This is a genomic window from Nocardia sp. NPDC056611 (assembly GCF_042792755.1).
Classification (GTDB): domain Bacteria; phylum Actinomycetota; class Actinomycetes; order Mycobacteriales; family Mycobacteriaceae; genus Nocardia.
This window is the reverse complement of the sequence record NZ_JBHTVV010000002.1, coordinates 1,180,690-1,197,006: the sequence shown is the minus strand read 5'-3', so window position 1 is coordinate 1,197,006 and position 16,317 is coordinate 1,180,690. Positions and strand designations below refer to the sequence as shown.

General features: G+C 68.4%; 18 protein-coding genes. 4 read left to right on the top strand and 14 right to left on the bottom strand.

Annotated features, from left to right (window positions below):
* Position 1: 1 nt before the first annotated feature.
* Both ACFRAQ_RS14135 and ACFRAQ_RS14130 read right to left on the bottom strand, forming a co-directional pair.
* Entirely contained in the window at positions 2-1,492 is a 1,491-nt protein-coding gene (locus ACFRAQ_RS14135) for an FAD-binding oxidoreductase (protein ID WP_379098919.1), read from the bottom strand.
* Between the two features lie 92 nt (positions 1,493-1,584).
* A complete protein-coding gene (locus ACFRAQ_RS14130; protein WP_357276942.1) occupies positions 1,585-2,181 on the bottom strand; it encodes a TetR family transcriptional regulator in 597 nt (198 codons plus the stop codon).
* A gap of 74 nt (positions 2,182-2,255) precedes the next feature.
* Here ACFRAQ_RS14130 and ACFRAQ_RS14125 point away from each other — a divergent pair, with 74 nt between their 5' ends.
* Complete coding sequence (locus tag ACFRAQ_RS14125; RefSeq protein WP_379098917.1) at positions 2,256-3,398, top strand: acyl-CoA dehydrogenase family protein; 1,143 nt, start codon at positions 2,256-2,258, stop codon at positions 3,396-3,398.
* Between the two features lie 223 nt (positions 3,399-3,621).
* On the opposite strand, the gene msrA is transcribed toward ACFRAQ_RS14125, so the two are convergent.
* Together msrA and msrB are read right to left on the bottom strand one after the other, a co-directional pair.
* The gene (gene msrA, locus ACFRAQ_RS14120) at positions 3,622-4,134 is read right to left on the bottom strand and encodes a peptide-methionine (S)-S-oxide reductase MsrA (RefSeq protein ID WP_379098914.1); all 513 of its coding nucleotides are present in this window, start codon (positions 4,132-4,134) and stop codon (positions 3,622-3,624) included.
* Positions 4,131-4,586 (bottom strand): peptide-methionine (R)-S-oxide reductase MsrB, encoded by a 456-nt coding sequence (gene msrB, locus ACFRAQ_RS14115; protein ID WP_357276948.1) that lies wholly within the window; start codon positions 4,584-4,586, stop codon positions 4,131-4,133. Before msrB ends, msrA begins: the two co-directional genes overlap by 4 nt.
* Before the next feature lie 110 nt (positions 4,587-4,696).
* Here msrB and ACFRAQ_RS14110 point away from each other — a divergent pair, with 110 nt between their 5' ends.
* Positions 4,697-5,389, top strand: coding sequence for a hypothetical protein (locus ACFRAQ_RS14110; protein WP_379098910.1), 693 nt, complete (start codon positions 4,697-4,699; stop codon positions 5,387-5,389).
* A gap of 12 nt (positions 5,390-5,401) precedes the next feature.
* On the opposite strand, the gene ACFRAQ_RS14105 is transcribed toward ACFRAQ_RS14110, so the two are convergent.
* From ACFRAQ_RS14105 to ACFRAQ_RS14070, 8 genes are all read right to left on the bottom strand, one after another.
* Positions 5,402-5,638, bottom strand: a complete 237-nt coding sequence (locus ACFRAQ_RS14105; protein WP_357276951.1) for a hypothetical protein — start codon at positions 5,636-5,638, stop codon at positions 5,402-5,404.
* A 10-nt stretch (positions 5,639-5,648) separates the two neighbouring features.
* Positions 5,649-6,737 (bottom strand): ferrochelatase, encoded by a 1,089-nt coding sequence (locus ACFRAQ_RS14100; protein WP_379098907.1) that lies wholly within the window; start codon positions 6,735-6,737, stop codon positions 5,649-5,651.
* Positions 6,738-6,771: 34 nt separating this feature from the next.
* Positions 6,772-7,611 carry an NADH-dependent enoyl-ACP reductase InhA gene (inhA, locus tag ACFRAQ_RS14095; RefSeq protein ID WP_379098904.1) on the bottom strand — a complete coding sequence of 280 codons (840 nt, stop codon included), beginning with the start codon at positions 7,609-7,611 and terminating at the stop codon, positions 6,772-6,774.
* Positions 7,612-7,678: 67 nt separating this feature from the next.
* On the bottom strand, positions 7,679-8,395 hold the full coding sequence (gene fabG1 / locus ACFRAQ_RS14090) for a 3-oxoacyl-ACP reductase FabG1 (protein WP_357276957.1): 717 nt from the start codon (positions 8,393-8,395) through the stop codon (positions 7,679-7,681).
* A 49-nt stretch (positions 8,396-8,444) separates the two neighbouring features.
* Positions 8,445-9,470 (bottom strand): VWA domain-containing protein, encoded by a 1,026-nt coding sequence (locus ACFRAQ_RS14085; RefSeq protein WP_357276959.1) that lies wholly within the window; start codon positions 9,468-9,470, stop codon positions 8,445-8,447.
* Positions 9,467-10,441 carry a DUF58 domain-containing protein gene (locus ACFRAQ_RS14080; RefSeq protein ID WP_379098899.1) on the bottom strand — a complete coding sequence of 325 codons (975 nt, stop codon included), beginning with the start codon at positions 10,439-10,441 and terminating at the stop codon, positions 9,467-9,469. Before ACFRAQ_RS14080 ends, ACFRAQ_RS14085 begins: the two co-directional genes overlap by 4 nt.
* 24 nt (positions 10,442-10,465) lie before the next feature.
* On the bottom strand, positions 10,466-11,677 hold the full coding sequence (locus tag ACFRAQ_RS14075) for a MoxR family ATPase (RefSeq protein WP_357082395.1): 1,212 nt from the start codon (positions 11,675-11,677) through the stop codon (positions 10,466-10,468).
* Positions 11,678-11,793: 116 nt separating this feature from the next.
* Positions 11,794-12,642, bottom strand: a complete 849-nt coding sequence (locus ACFRAQ_RS14070; RefSeq protein ID WP_379098894.1) for a helix-turn-helix domain-containing protein — start codon at positions 12,640-12,642, stop codon at positions 11,794-11,796.
* Between the two features lie 102 nt (positions 12,643-12,744).
* On the opposite strand from ACFRAQ_RS14070, the gene ACFRAQ_RS14065 reads away from it, so the two are divergent.
* The gene (locus ACFRAQ_RS14065; RefSeq protein WP_379098892.1) at positions 12,745-13,353 is read left to right on the top strand and encodes a cysteine hydrolase family protein; all 609 of its coding nucleotides are present in this window, start codon (positions 12,745-12,747) and stop codon (positions 13,351-13,353) included.
* Positions 13,350-13,979 carry a trimeric intracellular cation channel family protein gene (locus tag ACFRAQ_RS14060; protein ID WP_379098889.1) on the top strand — a complete coding sequence of 210 codons (630 nt, stop codon included), beginning with the start codon at positions 13,350-13,352 and terminating at the stop codon, positions 13,977-13,979. The genes ACFRAQ_RS14065 and ACFRAQ_RS14060 overlap by 4 nt, the downstream gene beginning before the upstream one ends.
* Before the next feature lie 6 nt (positions 13,980-13,985).
* Here the strand turns inward: ACFRAQ_RS14060 and ACFRAQ_RS14055 are convergent, their stop codons facing one another.
* Together ACFRAQ_RS14055 and tnpB are read right to left on the bottom strand one after the other, a co-directional pair.
* Positions 13,986-14,657, bottom strand: coding sequence for an NAD(P)H-binding protein (locus ACFRAQ_RS14055; RefSeq protein WP_379098886.1), 672 nt, complete (start codon positions 14,655-14,657; stop codon positions 13,986-13,988).
* A gap of 43 nt (positions 14,658-14,700) precedes the next feature.
* Positions 14,701-15,981 (bottom strand): IS607 family element RNA-guided endonuclease TnpB, encoded by a 1,281-nt coding sequence (gene tnpB / locus ACFRAQ_RS14050; RefSeq protein ID WP_379098883.1) that lies wholly within the window; start codon positions 15,979-15,981, stop codon positions 14,701-14,703.
* Positions 15,982-16,317 lie beyond the last annotated feature (336 nt).

Below are 16,317 nucleotides of genomic sequence, written 5' to 3'. Positions count from 1 at the left end.
CTCAAGCCCTCGACGCCGACTGGTCGAAGGTGAAGACTCCGGCGGGGTCGTAGTGTTTGGCGATCCCGCGCAGCCGGGACGCGTTGTCGCCGTAATAGGCGGTCGCCCAGTTGGATAGGCCGGGGTCGATGTAATTGACGAAGGCCGTATTGCCGGTCAATGCGCCGAGGCCATCCCGCACTTCGTTCACCGCTGTCCGCGCCTCCGGGGTGGTCGCACCTACGTAAATCTGCGCTGTCGCCAACGCACCGCGATAGGGAAATGCCGTGTCCTTCGCACCGATTCGAGTGGGTGCGCCGGACATGCTGTCGAGCAGGACATCCATGCCGCTGCGACCGGTCAGCAATGCGGTCAATCGGCTCGGGTCCGCCAATGGTTTCGTCAGCACTCGCGAGGACGCCGTGAACGACTCCCGCCCGAGCACTCCCCCGCCATTCCAGTCCGGCCGGCACTGCTCGACGGAGTAATTCGCGCAGCCGCCGAAATACATCATCGCCGAGAGGTAATCCTTGGACAGCGAATACCGATTGGACGGTTGGGTCTTCGTGGCCGCCACCAGTTTGTCGAGCAGGGCATTCATGGTGCTTTCCGACCCGACATAACATCCGTTGATCCGGCACGTCGGCGGGCTCCCGGCGGAAATGCCGAGGGTGGACCAGAATTCGTCGGGCGCGGAGGCCGTGAAGGTCTGCCAGGCGCCGAGCACATCCGTCAGCGACCCGGCCGGGAAGCGGACCTGGAAGACCGCCAGTCGCGGCGCCGCGACGGTCGTGAAGGTGAAGGAGGTGACGATGCCGAAGTTGCCGCCGCCGCCACCGCGCAGCGCCCAGAACAGGTCGGGTTCGGAGGTCGCCGAGGCGGTGCGTACGGTTCCGTCGGCGGTGACCACCTGCGCCGAAATCAGGTTGTCGCAGGTCAATCCGTACTTGCCGGTCAGGACGCCGAGGCCGCCGCCCAGGGTCAGACCGGCGATGCCCACCGTCGGGCAAGAGCCTGCGGGCAGGCAGCGACCGGCCTTCGCCAGAGCCGAATACACGTCCATCAGCCGGGCGCCCGCACCGATGACCGCGGTGCCGTCCGGCTTCACCTCCACACCGCTCATCGATCCCAGGTCGACGACCAGGCCGTTGTCGGGCGTCGAGTACCCGCCGTAGCTGTGGCCACCACTGCGCGCGGCCACCGGGATCCTCGCGCTCGCCGCGGCGTTCACACACGCCTGGACGTCGGATGCATTGGTCACCTGGGCGACCGCCGCCGGACGGCGACTGTCGAACACCGGATTGAAGGCCAGTTTGGCTGTCCCGTAACCGGAATCGGACGGCAGGTTCAGGGTCCCGGCCAGTCGCTGCCGGAGTCCTTCCCAATCCACCGACCCCGCAGGTGTTTCCGCACGCGGCAAACCTTCCGGTCCACAGCCGGTCACCGAACTCAATCCGGCCACACCGACTCCGAGCGCGGTCGCCCGCAACAGGTTTCGACGATTGATCGCCATGACGGCGCACCTCCCCCGAGGTCACGCCCGATTGCCCGGGCGCGATAACGAACCACTCAACGGTTCGTTATCGCGCCTCGCGACCGATGTGTTTACGCCAGCATGCCGTCGGCGAGCCGTGCCCAGTCCGAGAGAACCTGCTTGCGCCGCAGACGATCTCGGCCCACCATCTCGTCCAGGGTCGCGCCGCGCACCAGGTTGATGGTGAGCCAGAACGCGGCTTCCAGGCGCTCGCGCGGCACGTCCACGAAACGGCCGCAGGCGTCGAGTAGTTCGGCGGTCAGGTCGTGCTGCACGCGCAGCATGTTGCGGCGCAGCTCCTTGTCATTGGCGATGCCGACGTACAGCTCCACCGCGGCCTTGCCGAGCTTCCCCGCGAAGGGCGCGGTCACCAGCTCGACCAGCACCTCCCCCGGCGACGACGCCCCCGGCAGCGTCCGTTCCCGCCGCCGCAACGCCTCACCCTGCCGCTGCGTCAGGTGCTCGATGGTCTGGGCGAACAATTCCTGCCGGGTGTGGAAGTGGTGCAGCTGCGCGCCCCGGGTCACCCCGGCCCGCGCGGTGATGTCCGCGATGGAGGCGCTCGCGTACCCGACCTCGGCCAGGCTGTCGATGGCGGCGTCGAGCAGCAGCGCACGGGTGCGGAGGCTCTTCTCCTGGTGCTTGTTCGGGGGTAGACCGGATACCACCTGGTCAGTCTAGCCGCCTTGCGAAATTGCGTGCTGCCTTGCACGCAATTGGGTGTCGGTCGTACTGTGACCTCATGCCCGTCGATCGTTTGCTGCCCACGTCCGAAGCCCGCGACCTCATCGAGCTCACCCGCGATATCGCGGACAAGGTGCTCGAACCGATCGCGGCCGAGTACGAGAAACAGGAGCGCTATCCCGACGAGGCGTTCCGGGCGCTCGGCGCGGCAGGGCTGCTGAGCCTGCCGTATCCGGAGGAGTTCGGCGGGGGCGGCCAGCCCTACGAGGTGTACCTCCAGGTGCTCGAAGAACTGGGCGCGCGGTGGGCGGCGGTCGCCGTGGCGGTCAGCGTGCACAGCCTGTCGTGCCACCCGCTGTTCGTCTACGGCACCGACGAGCAGAAGCAACGCTGGCTGCCGGACATGCTGTCGGGCAATCTCATCGGCGCGTACAGCCTGTCCGAATCGCATGCCGGGTCCGATGCCGCGGCGCTGCGCTGCCGGGCCGTCGAGGCCGAGGGCGGCTACCGGATCACCGGCACCAAGGCGTGGATCACCAACGGCGGCAAGGCCGATTACTACACCCTGTTCGCCCGCACCGGCGAGGGCTCACGCGGCATCTCCTGTTTCCTGGTTCCCGCCGGCACCGAGGGCCTGACCTTCGGCAAGCCCGAGGAGAAGATGGGCCTGCGCGCGGTTCCCACCACCAGCGCCGCCTACGACGACGCGTTCGTGCCCACCGAACGCCTCCTCGGCGAACCCGGCCAGGGTCTCCCGATCGCGTTCAGCGCCTTGGACTCCGGCCGACTGGGCATCGCGGCCGTCGCCACCGGCATCGCGCAGCGCGCCCTCGACGACGCCGTCGCCTACGCCAAGCAGCGCGAAGCCTTCGGCCGCGCCATCATCGACCACCAGGGCCTGGGCTTCGTGCTCGCCGACATGGCCGCGGCCGTCGACTCCGCCCGCGCCACCTACCTCGACGCCGCCCGCCGCCGCGACGCCGGACTCCCCTACTCCCGCCAGGCCAGTGTCGCCAAACTCGTCGCCACCGACGCCGCCATGAAGGTCACCACCGACGCCGTCCAGGTCCTCGGCGGCTACGGCTACACCCAGGATTTCCCCGTCGAGCGCTACATGCGCGAAGCCAAGATCACCCAGATCTTCGAGGGCACCAACCAGATCCAGCGCCTGGTCATCGCGCGGTCGCTGGCCGGCAACTGAGGGTCGGGCGGACAGAGTTCAGCCGTCCCGCGCCGGGAATGCGCGGGACGGCGACGAATTACCGTCAGCAGCTGCCGAATTGGCACCACCACGGCGACTGCTGGTAGTCGCGGTTGTTGCCCCAGTCGTTGCCGTAGTGGTCCGGCCTCAGTCAATCCCGGCAACGGGCGAAAAGAAGGGCCTCACCGGGGCGAATGCCGCGGTGAGGCCCTCGTTTTCACTGCTATGCCGTGGTCTCGCGCCGGGGCAGCTTCCAGCCCGGACGCGGGAAGTGGCAGGTGTAGCCGTTCGGGTAGCGGACCAGGTAGTCCTGGTGCTCCGGCTCGGCGTCCCAGAACGCGCTCGCCGGGGTCACCTCGGTGACCACCTTGCCCGGCCACAGGCCCGAGGCGTCCACGTCGGCGATGGTGTCCTCGGCGACCCGCTTCTGCTCGTCATCCAGGTAGAAGATGGCGGAACGGTAGCTCGAGCCGATGTCGTTGCCCTGCCGATCCTTGGTGCTCGGATCGTGGATCTGGAAGAAGAACTCCAGCAGCGCACGGTAATCGGTCCGGGCCGGGTCGTAGACGATCTCCACGGCCTCCGCGTGCCCGGGGTGATTGCGGTACGTGGGGTTGTCGTTGCTGCCGCCGGTGTATCCGACCCGGGTGTCGATGACACCGGGCTGACGCCGGATCAGATCCTGCATGCCCCAGAAACAGCCACCGGCCAGAATCGCCTTGCGTGTGTCGCTCACGCTTCCTCCTTCGTGAACAGCGTCTTGTACTGTCCGTAGCCTTCGGATTCCAGATCGTCGAGATGCACGAACCGCAGCGACGCCGAGTTGATGCAGTAGCGCAGCCCGCCCGCGTCGCGCGGGCCATCGGGGAACACATGGCCCAGATGGCTGTCACCGTGCACCGATCGCACCTCGGTGCGCACCATGAAATGGCTGACGTCGCGCTTCTCGGCCACATTCGTCGCGTCGATCGGCTTGGTGAAACTCGGCCACCCCGATCCGCTCTCGAACTTGTCCGTCGACGCGAACAACGGCTCCCCGGACACCACGTCCACGTAGATACCGGGCTCGTGGTTGTCCCAGTACTCGCCGGTGAACGCCCGCTCGGTGCCGTTCTCCTGGGTGACGTGATACTGCTCGGGCGACAGCGCCGCCACCGCCGCCGGATTCCGGTTGTACTCCCGTGCCACATGACCTCCTTGGTAGGCCTCAGCTACAACCCACCCTGCCCGACGGAAAGTCCGTTCGCGAGCCCGCGTCATACTTCTGTCACCTTTGCCCGCCGGGCATACTCACGATCGTGAGCGCAGCCAGGAACGACGCCGACGACGACCAGGTACCCGCGTGGGCGCGGCGCACGACCGGGGAATCGCGCTGGGCGGCCACCGCGGCCGTCGTCGGGATCCTGCTGGTGCAGTACCTCCTGCCGCCCGAATACTCGGCCGGGCCCAACTGGGTCGTGCCGATCGTCGGGTTCGCGCTGCTGCTCGTCCTGGTGATCGCCAACCCGGTACGGCTCGACCGCGAGGACGAACGACTGCGGCGGTTCAGCCTGCTGTTGATGGCGCTGCTCGGCTTCGGCATGGTGTGGTCGGTATCCCACCTGGTGAAATCGCTGATCAACGGGACGGCCGCGAACAACGCCGCCGGTCTGCTCGGCTCGGGCGCTGCGGTCTGGCTGTCCAACGTGCTGGTGTTCGCGCTCTGGTACTGGGATTTCGACCGGGGCGGTCCCGCGGCGCGCGCCCACGCCCGCAAGCCGTATCCGGATTTCCTGTGGGTCCAGATGCAGAATCCGGAACTCGCCGATCCCGAATGGGAGCCGCAATTTCCGGATTATCTGTATCTGTCGTTCACCAACGCGACCGCCTTCAGCCCCACCGACGTGATGCCGATGACCCGCTGGGCCAAGCTCCTCATGATGGTGCAGTCCGGGGTCTCCCTCATCACCGTGAGCCTGGTCGTCGCCCGCGCGGTGAACGTCCTGCACTGACAGGCGAATCGTTCAGCGGTTGAAGAACATGTCGGCCACCAGCATGACCACCGCGATGGCGACGAAGGCGGCGGCGAACATGATGGACTGGCCGATGGTGCCGACGATGCCGGCGGCCAGGAACAGGGTCAGCACGGGCGCCCAGACGAACATGTCCGGCGGGCCGAAGGTGCGCTGCGGCTTGCGGGCGGCGGTGCCGCCGGAGGCGGGCTGACGGCGTTGCGGGGTTCCGCGTCCGGGTGTAGTCACCTGGGCGAGACTACAATTCGGCGGCCGCCGGTGCCACCGCGGGCCTGCGGGGCGGCAGAGCGCAGCAGCCGACCACGCAGGGCGCGCCGTCGACGGTGCAGCCCAGGCCGGTGATGTCGCTCAGACGCGCCGGGGCGGCGGCGGTCAGGTACTCCTGCACCAGATCGGCGACCATGCGCGCGAAACGCGGGTCCGGGCCGGGGGTGGCGGCGCGGGCGAAGGCCATACCCAGTTCGGCGGCACGCCTTCTCGCCTCGTTGTCCAGGTCCCAGATGACCTCGAGGTGGTCGGAGACGAAACCCACCGGGCACACCACGACGGAGTCCACGCCCCGGTCGGCGAGCGCGTCGAGATGGTCGACGATGTCGGGGTCCAGCCACGGCACCTGCGGCGGGCCCGAACGCGACTGCCACACCAGGTCGTAGGCGTCGAATCCGGTTGCCGCCGCGCACAATCGGGCCGCCTCGGCGACCTGACGGCTGTAGAGACGCTGCTCGGCGGGCGGACCGGAGGCGATATCGGCGGAGACCGGCACGGAATGCGCGGTGAAGACCAGGCGGGCCGAATCCCGCTTGTCCTGCGGCAATTCCGCGACCGCCGCACGAATCGCGTCCGCGAACGCCTCCACGAACAACGGATGATCGAAATACTGGCGCAACTTCACCAATTCGGGGGCATCGGCGACCGCGGCGCGGGCACGCGTGATGTCCTCCTGGTACTGCAGGCAGCCCGAATACCCGCCCCAAGCCGACGTCGGGAACACCAGCGCCGAGCGAACACCGTCGGCACGCATGCCCTCGACGGTCGCCTCGACCATGGGATGCCAGTTGCGATTGCCGAAATACACCGGCAGATCGATACCGCGCGAGCCGAATTCGGCCTCGATCGCCTTGATGATGTCGAGGTTCAGCGCATTGATCGGGGACACCCCGCCGAAGTGCAGATAATGCTGCGCGACCTCGGCCAGGCGTTCCGGCGGCACGCCCCGGCCCCGAGTGACGTTCTCCAGGAACGGCATCACGTCCTCGGGGCGCTCGGGACCGCCGAAGGACAGCAGTAGCAGGGCGTCCACTTCACGAGCCGCGGGCTCCGCCTGCACTGCTCTCCTCCTCAGAAAATCGAACCGCTGACGATCAGTTGGCGCCGAAACCGGATTCCGGGAACCAGGTGTTGTGGCTGGCGCCGCCATCGACGTAGATGATCGAACCGGTGGTGCCGGGCAGCCAATCCGACAGCAGCGCGCACACGGACTTGGCGACCACGGTCGGATCGTCGACATCCCAGCCGATCGGGGACGCGCCGTCCCAGTACTCGTTGAGCATGTTCAGCTGCTTGGCGTCATCGGTGGCGGTGCCCGCGATGGCCTTGGCCGCGAGGGTCTTGATCGGACCGGCCGCGATCAGGTTGGAGCGGACCTTCTTGGCGGCGCCCACCTCCCGCGCCACGTAGCGGTTCACCGACTCCAGCGCCGCCTTGGCGACACCCATCCAGTTGTAGAACGGCATCGCGGTGCGCGGATCGAAGTCCATGCCCACGATGGAGCCGCCCTCGTTCATGGCGGGGAGCACGGCGCGCGCCAGCGAGGCGTACGACCACGCCGAGATCTCGAACGCCTTGGCCGCGTCCGGGCCGGGGGCGTCGAGGAAGTTCACCGCGTCCGGGCCCATCAGGGTCTTGGGTGCGAAGGCGATCGAGTGCAGCACGCCGTCGATGCCCTCCGGAGCCAGCTCACGCAGCTTCTCCGGCAGCTCGGCCAGGTTCTCCTCGCTGGTGACGTCCAGACCGATGGCCGGGGGCACCTCCTGCGGCAGGCGCTTGGCGATGCGGTCGATGAGGCGCAGCCGCTCCGGGATGCCGGTGATGATCACCTTCGCGCCCTGCTCCTGCGCGACCGCGGCCGCGTGGAAGGCGATGGACGAGTCGGTGATGATGCCGGTGATGAGTACGGTCTTGCCTGCGAGCAATCCAGCCATGGGGTGGTGGGTTCTCCTCGTTAGAAATGCTGGGGGTGAGGGTTCGGGTCGGGCCTGAGCGGAAGGCTCAGTGGCCCATGCCCATTCCGCCGTCGACGGGGATGATCGCGCCGGAGACGTAGCGAGAATCCTCGGAGGCCAGGAAGCTGACGACCGCGGCGACGTCCTCGGCCTGGCCGAGACGCTGCAGCGGAATGAACTTCTTGGCGGTCTCCTTCAGGTCCTCGGGCAGCTCGGCCGTCATATCGGTCTCGATGAAGCCGGGGGCGACCACATTGGCGGTGATGTTGCGCGAACCCAGCTCGCGGGTCACCGAGCGGGCCAGACCGATGACACCGGCCTTGGAGGAGGCGTAGTTGATCTGACCGGGGCCACCGCCCAGACCGACCACCGAGCCCAGGAAGATCATGCGGCCCCAGCGGGCCCGCAGCATGGCGCGGTTGGCACGCTTGGCGCAACGGAAGGCGCCGGTCAGGTTGGCGTCGATGACCCGGGTGAACTGCTCCTCGGTCATGCGCATCAGCAGGGTGTCATCGGTGATGCCCGCGTTCGCGACCAGCACCTCGACCGGACCCTGGTGCGCCTCCACCTCGGAGAACGCCCGATCGACCGATTCGCTATCGGTCACATCGCATTTCACGCCGAAGAGCCCCTCGGGAACGCCGGACCCGCGGTGGGTGACGGCGACCTTGTGTCCGTCGGCGAGCAGGCGCTGGGCGACCGCGAGCCCGATGCCGCGATTACCGCCGGTCACCAGGACCGACCGGGATGTGATGTTCGACATAGACGCAAACCTATCTGTTCGTGTTCGGGACTCGGCGCGCGGTACCGATTTACGGCAGACGCTGACGATAGAGCAACGCGGCCACCAACCCGGCGGCAGTCACCACCAAACCCAGCAGCAACCACGGGCGGCTGGCGTCGGCGACGGTCGTCTCGAAGCCGATCTGCTCTTCCAAGTGCGCGTAGACGTTCTTGAGTTCTTCCAGCGTGGAGGCGGTGAAGAATTCGCCGCCGGACAGTTTCGCGATCTCGCGCAGCGAATCGTCGTCCACCGGGACGCGGACCCGCTGGGAGCCCTTGCCGTCCTGGTCGGGGATCTCCACGGTGCCCCACGTGGTGCCGAACGAAATCGTCGACACCGGAATGCCTTTCTCCTTCGCCAGACGCGCGGCGGTGAAGCCGTGGCGGGGATTCTCGACATCCTTGTCGTCCGGGACGGTCTGCTTACCGTCGGACATGAGCACCACCTGGGCCGGCGGCGGCTTCTCCGCACCCGGCAGCACCGAGGCCAGGGTGTCGATGGACTGCAACGCGGTCAGGATGCCCTCACCGGTGGCGGTGCGCTCGGCCAGCTTCATGGTGTCGATGGCGGCCTTGACCGCCTCCCGATTCGTGGTCGGCGACACCTGCACCGACGCGGTACCCGCGAAGGTGACCAGGCCCAGGTTGATGCCCGGGGTCAGATTGTCCGCGAATTCCTTGGCGGCCTTCTTGGCCACCTGGATCCGGCTGGGCGGCACGTCGGTGGCCTCCATCGACAGCGACACATCGATCACCAGGATCACCGTGGCGCGGTTGCGGGGCACCTTCTTCGCCGCGGTCGGACCGGCCGCGGCGAAGGTGAGGAACATGAGGCCCACCAGGGTCACCGCGACGGGAATGTGCCGCCACGGCTTGGGCTGGCGGGGCGCCACCTTCTCCAGCATCTCCATATTGGAGAAGCGCAGCATCTGTTTGCGACGCCGCTGCTGCATCAGGATGTAGATCAGCGCCGCCAGCGCGATCACGGCCAGGAAGGCCAGCCAATACTGGTAGGCGAAATGCGAAAGGCTGAAGGTCAGCTCGCCGATAGTCACTGGCGCGGCACCCGTCCGGCGTTCGGGGCGCCAAAGGTGTGGCGCCGGGTGGACACGAATCGAACCACGTCCGCGATCCAGTCGCCGTCGGTGCGCAGGGTCATCACCGGCGCACCACAACTGCGCAACGCCTGCTCGACCTGATCCCGATGGCCTTGCGCGGCGCGCGCGAAATCGGCGCGGAGCGTGGGGGTCACACTGAATTCCCGGGTCCGTCCGGTCTCCGGGTCGTGCAGGACCACATCGCCCAGATCCGGAAGCTCCAGATCGCGCGGGTCCAGCACCTCGACACCGAGCAGGTCGTGGCGGCCGGAGATGGCGCGCAGCGACCGCTGCCAGTCGATATCACCCAGGAAATCGGAAATGACCACGGCCAGACCGCGTTTGCGCTGCGGTCTGCGCAACGCCTCGATCGCGTCGCGCAGGTCACCGCGGACACCGTCCGGGGCGTGCGGGGTGGTCGCGATCTTGCGCAGCAACGACTGCTCGTGCACCCGGCCGCTGCGGGCCGGAATGCGGATCAGCTCATTGCCATTGGTCACCACCGCGCCGATCCGGTTGCCGCCGCCGCTGGTCAGATGCGTGACCGCGGCCGCCGCGGCGACCACCAGATCCCGCTTCTCGCACAGCGCGGTACCGAAATCGAGGCTGGCCGACAGGTCGACCACCAGCCAGGTCTCCAGCTCACGGTCGGCGATCATCTGCCGCACGTGCGGGTGGGTGGTGCGGGCGGTGACCGACCAATCCATCTGCCGCACATCGTCGCCCGGCTGATACATGCGGGCATCGCCGGGCTCGGAGCCGGGACCCGGGATCAGGCCCAGGTGGTCACCGTGCAGCACGCCGTCCAGGCGCCGGCGCACGGTGAGTTCGAGCGTCCGCAGCGCCGCCGACAACCGCGGGTCGGTGAGCTGACCCTGCCGGAACGAGGGCGGGGCGTGCGGGGAGTCGCTGGGAGTTGAGATCGTCACGGGCGCAGTCGATTCCGTGGCCACCTACTTCGGCTGCGGCTGACCGGGGACGCCGGGCATCTGACCGTTCGGAGGCTGCGGGATGCCCTGCTGCGGCGGCTGCGGAATACCCTGCGCGGGCACGCCCGGCTGCTGCGGAATGCCGGGCTGCGGCACGGCGGCGGGCATCGGGGCGGGCGCGCCGGCCGGAGCGTTGGCCTGAGCGGCGACCTGCGGCAGGCCGACGGTCTGCAGCACGCGCTTGATCACGTCGTCCGGGCTGACCTCGTCGGCCAGCGCGTCGTAGGACAGCACCAGGCGGTGACGCAGCACGTCCGGGATCACCTCGACCACGTCCTGCGGCACCACGTAGTCGCGGCCGCGGATCAGGGCCACCGCGCGGGCGGCGGCGATGATGCCCAGCGAAGCTCGCGGGGACGCGCCGTAGGAGATCCAGCCGGCGACATCCTGCATGCCGAAGTCGGCGGGCTTGCGGGTCGCGGCGATCACCCGGACGACGTAGTCGACCAGGGCGTGGTGCACGAAGGTGTTGGCGGCGACGTTCTGCAACCGCACCAGCTCGGCCGGGTCGAGGACCCGCTTGGGCTCCGGCGGGGTGACACCCATCCGGTAGATGATCTCGCGCTCCTCCTCGACCGAGGGGTAGTCGACGACGACCTTGAACAGGAAGCGGTCGCGCTGCGCCTCGGGCAGCGGGTACACACCCTCGGACTCGATCGGGTTCTGAGTCGCCATGACCAGGAACGGATTCGGCATCGGGTAGGTCTTGCCGCCGATGGACACGTGCCGCTCGGCCATCACCTCGAGCAGCGCGGACTGCACCTTGGCGGGCGCGCGGTTGATCTCGTCGGCGAGCACGAAGTTGGCGACCACCGGGCCCAGCTCGGTGTCGAACTCCTCGCGGCCCTGCCGGTAGATGCGGGTACCGACGAGGTCGGTGGGCACCAGGTCCGGGGTGAACTGCACGCGCGAGAAGCTGCCGCCCACCACGGTCGCGAAGGTCTCCACGGCCAGGGTCTTGGCGATACCCGGCACACCTTCGAGCAGCACGTGCCCCTTGGCGAGAACACCGACCAACAGCCGCTCGACCAGCCGATCCTGACCGACGATCACACGTTTGACTTCGTAGATCGCCTTTTCCAGGGTCTGGACATCGCGCTCGAGGGTGCTCGGAGCCGAAGGTGCGTCCTTCACCGTGCTTACCCCGCTCACACCGTCAGTCGAAGTCACCAACATCCCCGCTTTCGCCTTGGTCCTGTGCGTTCCGCCCCAACTATTCCAGGTATCTCGCGCGATTGCCGCACCCGCCCGCGATCGGGGCGCGAAATTTCGGCGCGAAATGTGGCTTTCAGCTAATCCGGAGCCGGATCGGCGGCCGGGCGGGTCAATTCGCGCAGCGCCGCCGCCGACGCGGTGCCGGGCTCGGCGCTGTAGACGACCAGGGCACGAACGCCGGGGTCGGCGGGCAGATTCAGGAACTCGAAATCCAGCCGCAGCTCACCCACGCGCGGATGGTCCAGGTGGTAGCGACCGTAGGCGAGATCGCTGACATCGTGCGATTCCCACATGTAGCGGAATTGATCGCTGGCCGCGGTCATGGTGGCGACCAGGTCGCGCAGGGCCCGGTCGTCCGGGCGGGCGCTGGCCCGCAGACGCAGGTAGGTGACCACGCGCCGGGCCATGTCGGGCCAGGTGGGCGCGGTGATCCGGCGGACGCGGTCGTCGAGGAAGATCAGATGGGCCCAGGTGCGCTCGGCGGCGGGCACCGCGTCGAAGTCGACGTCGAAGACCACGCTCGCGGCCCGGTTCCAGGCCAGGATGTCGGTGCGGTGGCCGACCACATAGGCCGGGTTCGGGTCCAGGGCGGTCACCAGTTGCCGCAGGCGGGGCCGCAGCCGGGGCGGCTCGGACATCCCGTCGGCGGGCGGATGCGCCAGGTTGCGCAGGTGCAGCCGTTCGTCGGAGTCCAGGCGCAGGGCGGTGGCGATCGCGTCGAGGACGGAATCGGAGACATTGTCCACGCGGCCCCGCTCGACGCGGACGTAGTAGTCGGCGCTGATCCCCGCCAGCTGGGCCAGCTCCTCACGGCGCAGCCCAGGGACCCGCCGGCGGGTGCCGTAAACCGTGAGGCCGACGTCCTCGGGGCGCAACCGGGCCCGCCGGGACCGCAGGAACGCGCCGATCTGCGAGGACTCTTCCACGACCGGACATCCTAGAGGGGTTCTCGCAAACCCCCGTTTCGGCGAGCCCCGGGATCGACCGGGCTCTGGCTGCGAGTTCGCGGCGCGCGCACGCTGATTCGCATGAACCGAGCTTTGATCGTGATCGATGTCCAGAACGAGTACGTGACCGGGCGGCTGCCCATCGCCTATCCCCCGCTGGATGTCAGCCTGGCCAATATCGCGGCCGCCATGGACGCCGCGCGGCGTGCCGGAATTCCGGTGGTCGTGGTGCAGCATGTCGCGCCCGCCGAGTCGCCCGTCTTCGCGCGCGGCGGAACGGGATTCGCGCTGCACCCCACCGTCGCCGAGCGGCCGTGGGACCTGCTGGTGGAGAAGACGCTGCCGTCCAGCTTCCCCGAGACGGGGCTGGCGCAGTGGCTCGCCGAGCGGGACGTGGACACCATCGTGGTCTGCGGGTACATGACGCAGAACTGCGACGAGTCGACCGCGCGGGACGCGGTGCACCGGGGCTTCGCGGTGGAATTCCTCTCCGATGCCACCGGCACGCTCGCCCTGACGAATCAGGCCGGGGCGGTCGCGGCCAAGGAGTTGCACGAGGCGGTGCTGGTGGTGATGCAGTCGCGATTCGCGGCGGTGGCGACCACCGCGGAATGGATCGAAACCATCACCGGCGGAGCCGAATTGGAGCGATCCGGGATCCTCGCCAGCGCCACGACCGCAAGGCCGTGAGCGGCGCGCTGCAGATACCGGCCTGGCTGGATCTGACAGCGGTGGCGGTCGGCGCGCTCACCGGAGCCGTCACCGCCACCCGCCACGCCGATCGCATCGACGCGATCGGCGTGGCGGTCATCGCCATCGCGACCGGGCTGGGCGGGAGCATGCTGCGCGACGCGGCGCTCGGGCAGCTTCCGGCCGCCTTGCGCGGGGACCGCTACCTGATCGCCGCGCTGCTGGCGGCGGGCGCCGGAATGGCCTTCGCGCGCTGGCTGGTTCGCGCGGCCGGAGTGCTCGCGGTGTGCGACGCGGCGGCGCTGGGCATGTACCTGGCGCTGGGCATCACCAAAGCGCAGGCCGCCGGCGGCGCGACGACCGGGACGGTGCTGGTCGGCGTCCTGGCCTGCACGGGCGGCGGGGTGGTGCGCGACCTGCTGCTCGGCGATCCGGTCGGTCTCGTCCGGGTCGGATCCTGGTATGTCACCGCGGCGCTCGGCGCGGCCGGGGTGTTCCTGCTGTGCCAGCCGCGGACCGGGATGACCGTGGCCACCGGCGCGGCCGCGGTGACCGCCTTCGCTTTGCGCACCGCGGCGCTGCGGTGGCGGTGGTCGACCCCGGCCGTCGGGCAGCCACGAGCCTGACCAGTGCTAGCGCCGGAGCGTGGTCGACCGCTCGAGCACGAGCTCGATCGCGTCCGCGACCGGCGTGTGGCCCTCGGTGAGCTCGAGGATCACGCGATTGAGGGCCGGGCGGTGCAGGGCCACATCGATGAAGGCGGCGACGTCGTCGCGGCGCACATCGCCGTATTCGATCGCCAGTCCGGCGGTGACCAGACCGCTGCCGGGTTCGTCACGCAGGGTTCCGGGACGGATGATCAGCCAGTCCAGGTCGGTGCCGACCAGGTAGGCGTCGGCGGTCTTCTTCACGCGCATGTAGTTCTCGAAGCCCGGCGTGGTCTCGCGGTCGCGGCCCGCGTCCGGGAACACCGAGACCAGGACGAAGCGGGCGACACCGGCGAAGCGGGCGGCGTCGGCGGCTTTCTCCAGCCCCCGGCCGTCGATGAGGCTGGTCTGGTCCATGCCGGTGCCGTGCGCGCCCGCGGAGAAGACGATGGCGTCGTGGCCGTGGAACTTGGCGGCCAGGTCGTCCACCGAATCGGCGATCAGGTCGCCGTGCAGCGGGATCGCGCCGGTCGCGGCGATGACCTCGGCCTGCGCCGGGCCGCGGTGCATGCCGGTGACCTCGTCACCGCGGGCGGTGAGCAGGGTCGCCAGGCGGCGGCCGATACCGCCGGCCGCGCCGATCTGGAACACCTTCACGATGACTCCTCTCGTAGATAGACGGTACCGGTCCAGCTTCCGTTCACGGAGTGTGTTGTCTTGTTCCGTGACCTGCCCGATTGCTCCGGTAGGGTTGGCCCGCAACCGCAGTTTCGGGTCTTCCCGTGGCGATACCACCGCCCGGCGTACCGGGTCTTACACGGTTTCCAGCGGGCATCTTTACCGTCCCGACGCAACTCGCCGAGGACACCAACGCCGCCAAATTACGGGCAGCGTTCACATCACGATCCAACACCAGACCACAATGATCACAGCGAAATACGCGCTCACCCAAAGCCAGCTTGGCTTTCACTGCCTTGCAGGACGAACACGTCTTGGAACTGGGATACCAGCGGTCAGCAGTCACCAGCACCCCGCCGCGCCAGCGCGTCTTGTATTCGAGCTGGTGGCGCAGTGTGGAGAACCCGGCCGACCAGATCGCCTGCGCCAGGCACCGATTGCGCAGCATCCCCGCAACATTCAAGTCCTCCACCATGATTGTCCCGTACTCACGGGTCAGGCGGGTGGCGAGCTTGTGCAGCCCGTCACGGCGCATCGCGGTCACACGATGCTCGAGACGGTTGGCTTTGGCATTGGCCTTCTCCCACCGCCGCGACGCTGCCACACCGTGTTTGTGGTCGGGGCTTCGGCGGCGAGACCGCGCCCGCGCCAAGCGGCGACGCTGCTTCTGCGTCCGCTGGTAGCGCTTCGGGTTCGGGACGACCTCGCCTGTGGACAGGACCGCGAGGGACTTGACGCCGAGGTCCGCCGCGACCACGGCGTCGAGCCGCGCGGGTTTCGGATCATTGCGCTGGACCCGGACGGTGAACGACACCCACCACCGGCCACTCCGCCACGACAGGGTCATGGCACCCAGTTTCGCGGTCCCGTTGCGCAGCCGCCGCGCGAGCTTGCGCGTCGATTCCCCGGTCCGAACGATCCCGACCCGGGGAATCTTGACCTGCCGCGACCCTTCGCCGAGACCGTAACCGCCCGTGGTGACGGTGAACGACTGGTGCGAATGCTTCTTCTTCCGTGCCGGGACACCCACACGTGCCCCGGCACGGGTGCCGCGCGTGGACTTCGAATAGTTGGCGAACGCATCAGCAACACGCGCGATACCCGACGAGTACGCCTCTTTACCGTTATCCGCCCACCACGGCGCGACCATGCCCTTCTCCGCGTTCCAGGCTTTGCGGAGACTGTAGGCGGATTGATCGATCCACGGAGCGCGTTCGTGGGTCGGCTCCAACGCGAACCGGTACGCCTGCACCTGCCTCGCCCCCTCCTCGGGGCGATCATTCGACGACCATGGTTCGCTCACCTGTTCGACAGTAGAGAAACCGGACCAGACACGACAACAGCGAAACCGAGGACACGCCAATCGAATCGCGGCAACCGCGCCGCCGCCCGACCCTCCCACCGCAACACTCCAACACGCAACGACGTGAAACGTCACAAACCACCCAACAGTTGACAGCCCCCGGCGCGGTGATGGCACGCAGGCATTTCGGGCCGGTGTCGAGAAAGTTTCCGGACCCAGGATCGCTGGGGCGGAAGTGCGCCTATTCTTGCGAATGTCTCTGCCGCCGACCGTTTCTCCGCCGGTAGCGTTATCCATATCGGTCGACGGTGTCCGGTGATACGGGATGTGGTGTGC

Coding starts and splice junctions, on each gene's coding strand:
- inhA (WP_379098904.1), bottom strand. CDS start 7,611: ATGGCTGGATTGCTCGCAGGCAAGACCGTACTCATCACCGGCATCATC.
- ACFRAQ_RS14075 (WP_357082395.1), bottom strand. CDS start 11,677: ATGTTGGTGACTTCGACTGACGGTGTGAGCGGGGTAAGCACGGTGAAG.
- fabG1 (WP_357276957.1), bottom strand. CDS start 8,395: ATGTCGAACATCACATCCCGGTCGGTCCTGGTGACCGGCGGTAATCGC.
- ACFRAQ_RS14065 (WP_379098892.1), top strand. CDS start 12,745: ATGAACCGAGCTTTGATCGTGATCGATGTCCAGAACGAGTACGTGACC.
- ACFRAQ_RS14125 (WP_379098917.1), top strand. CDS start 2,256: ATGCCCGTCGATCGTTTGCTGCCCACGTCCGAAGCCCGCGACCTCATC.
- ACFRAQ_RS14135 (WP_379098919.1), bottom strand. CDS start 1,492: ATGGCGATCAATCGTCGAAACCTGTTGCGGGCGACCGCGCTCGGAGTC.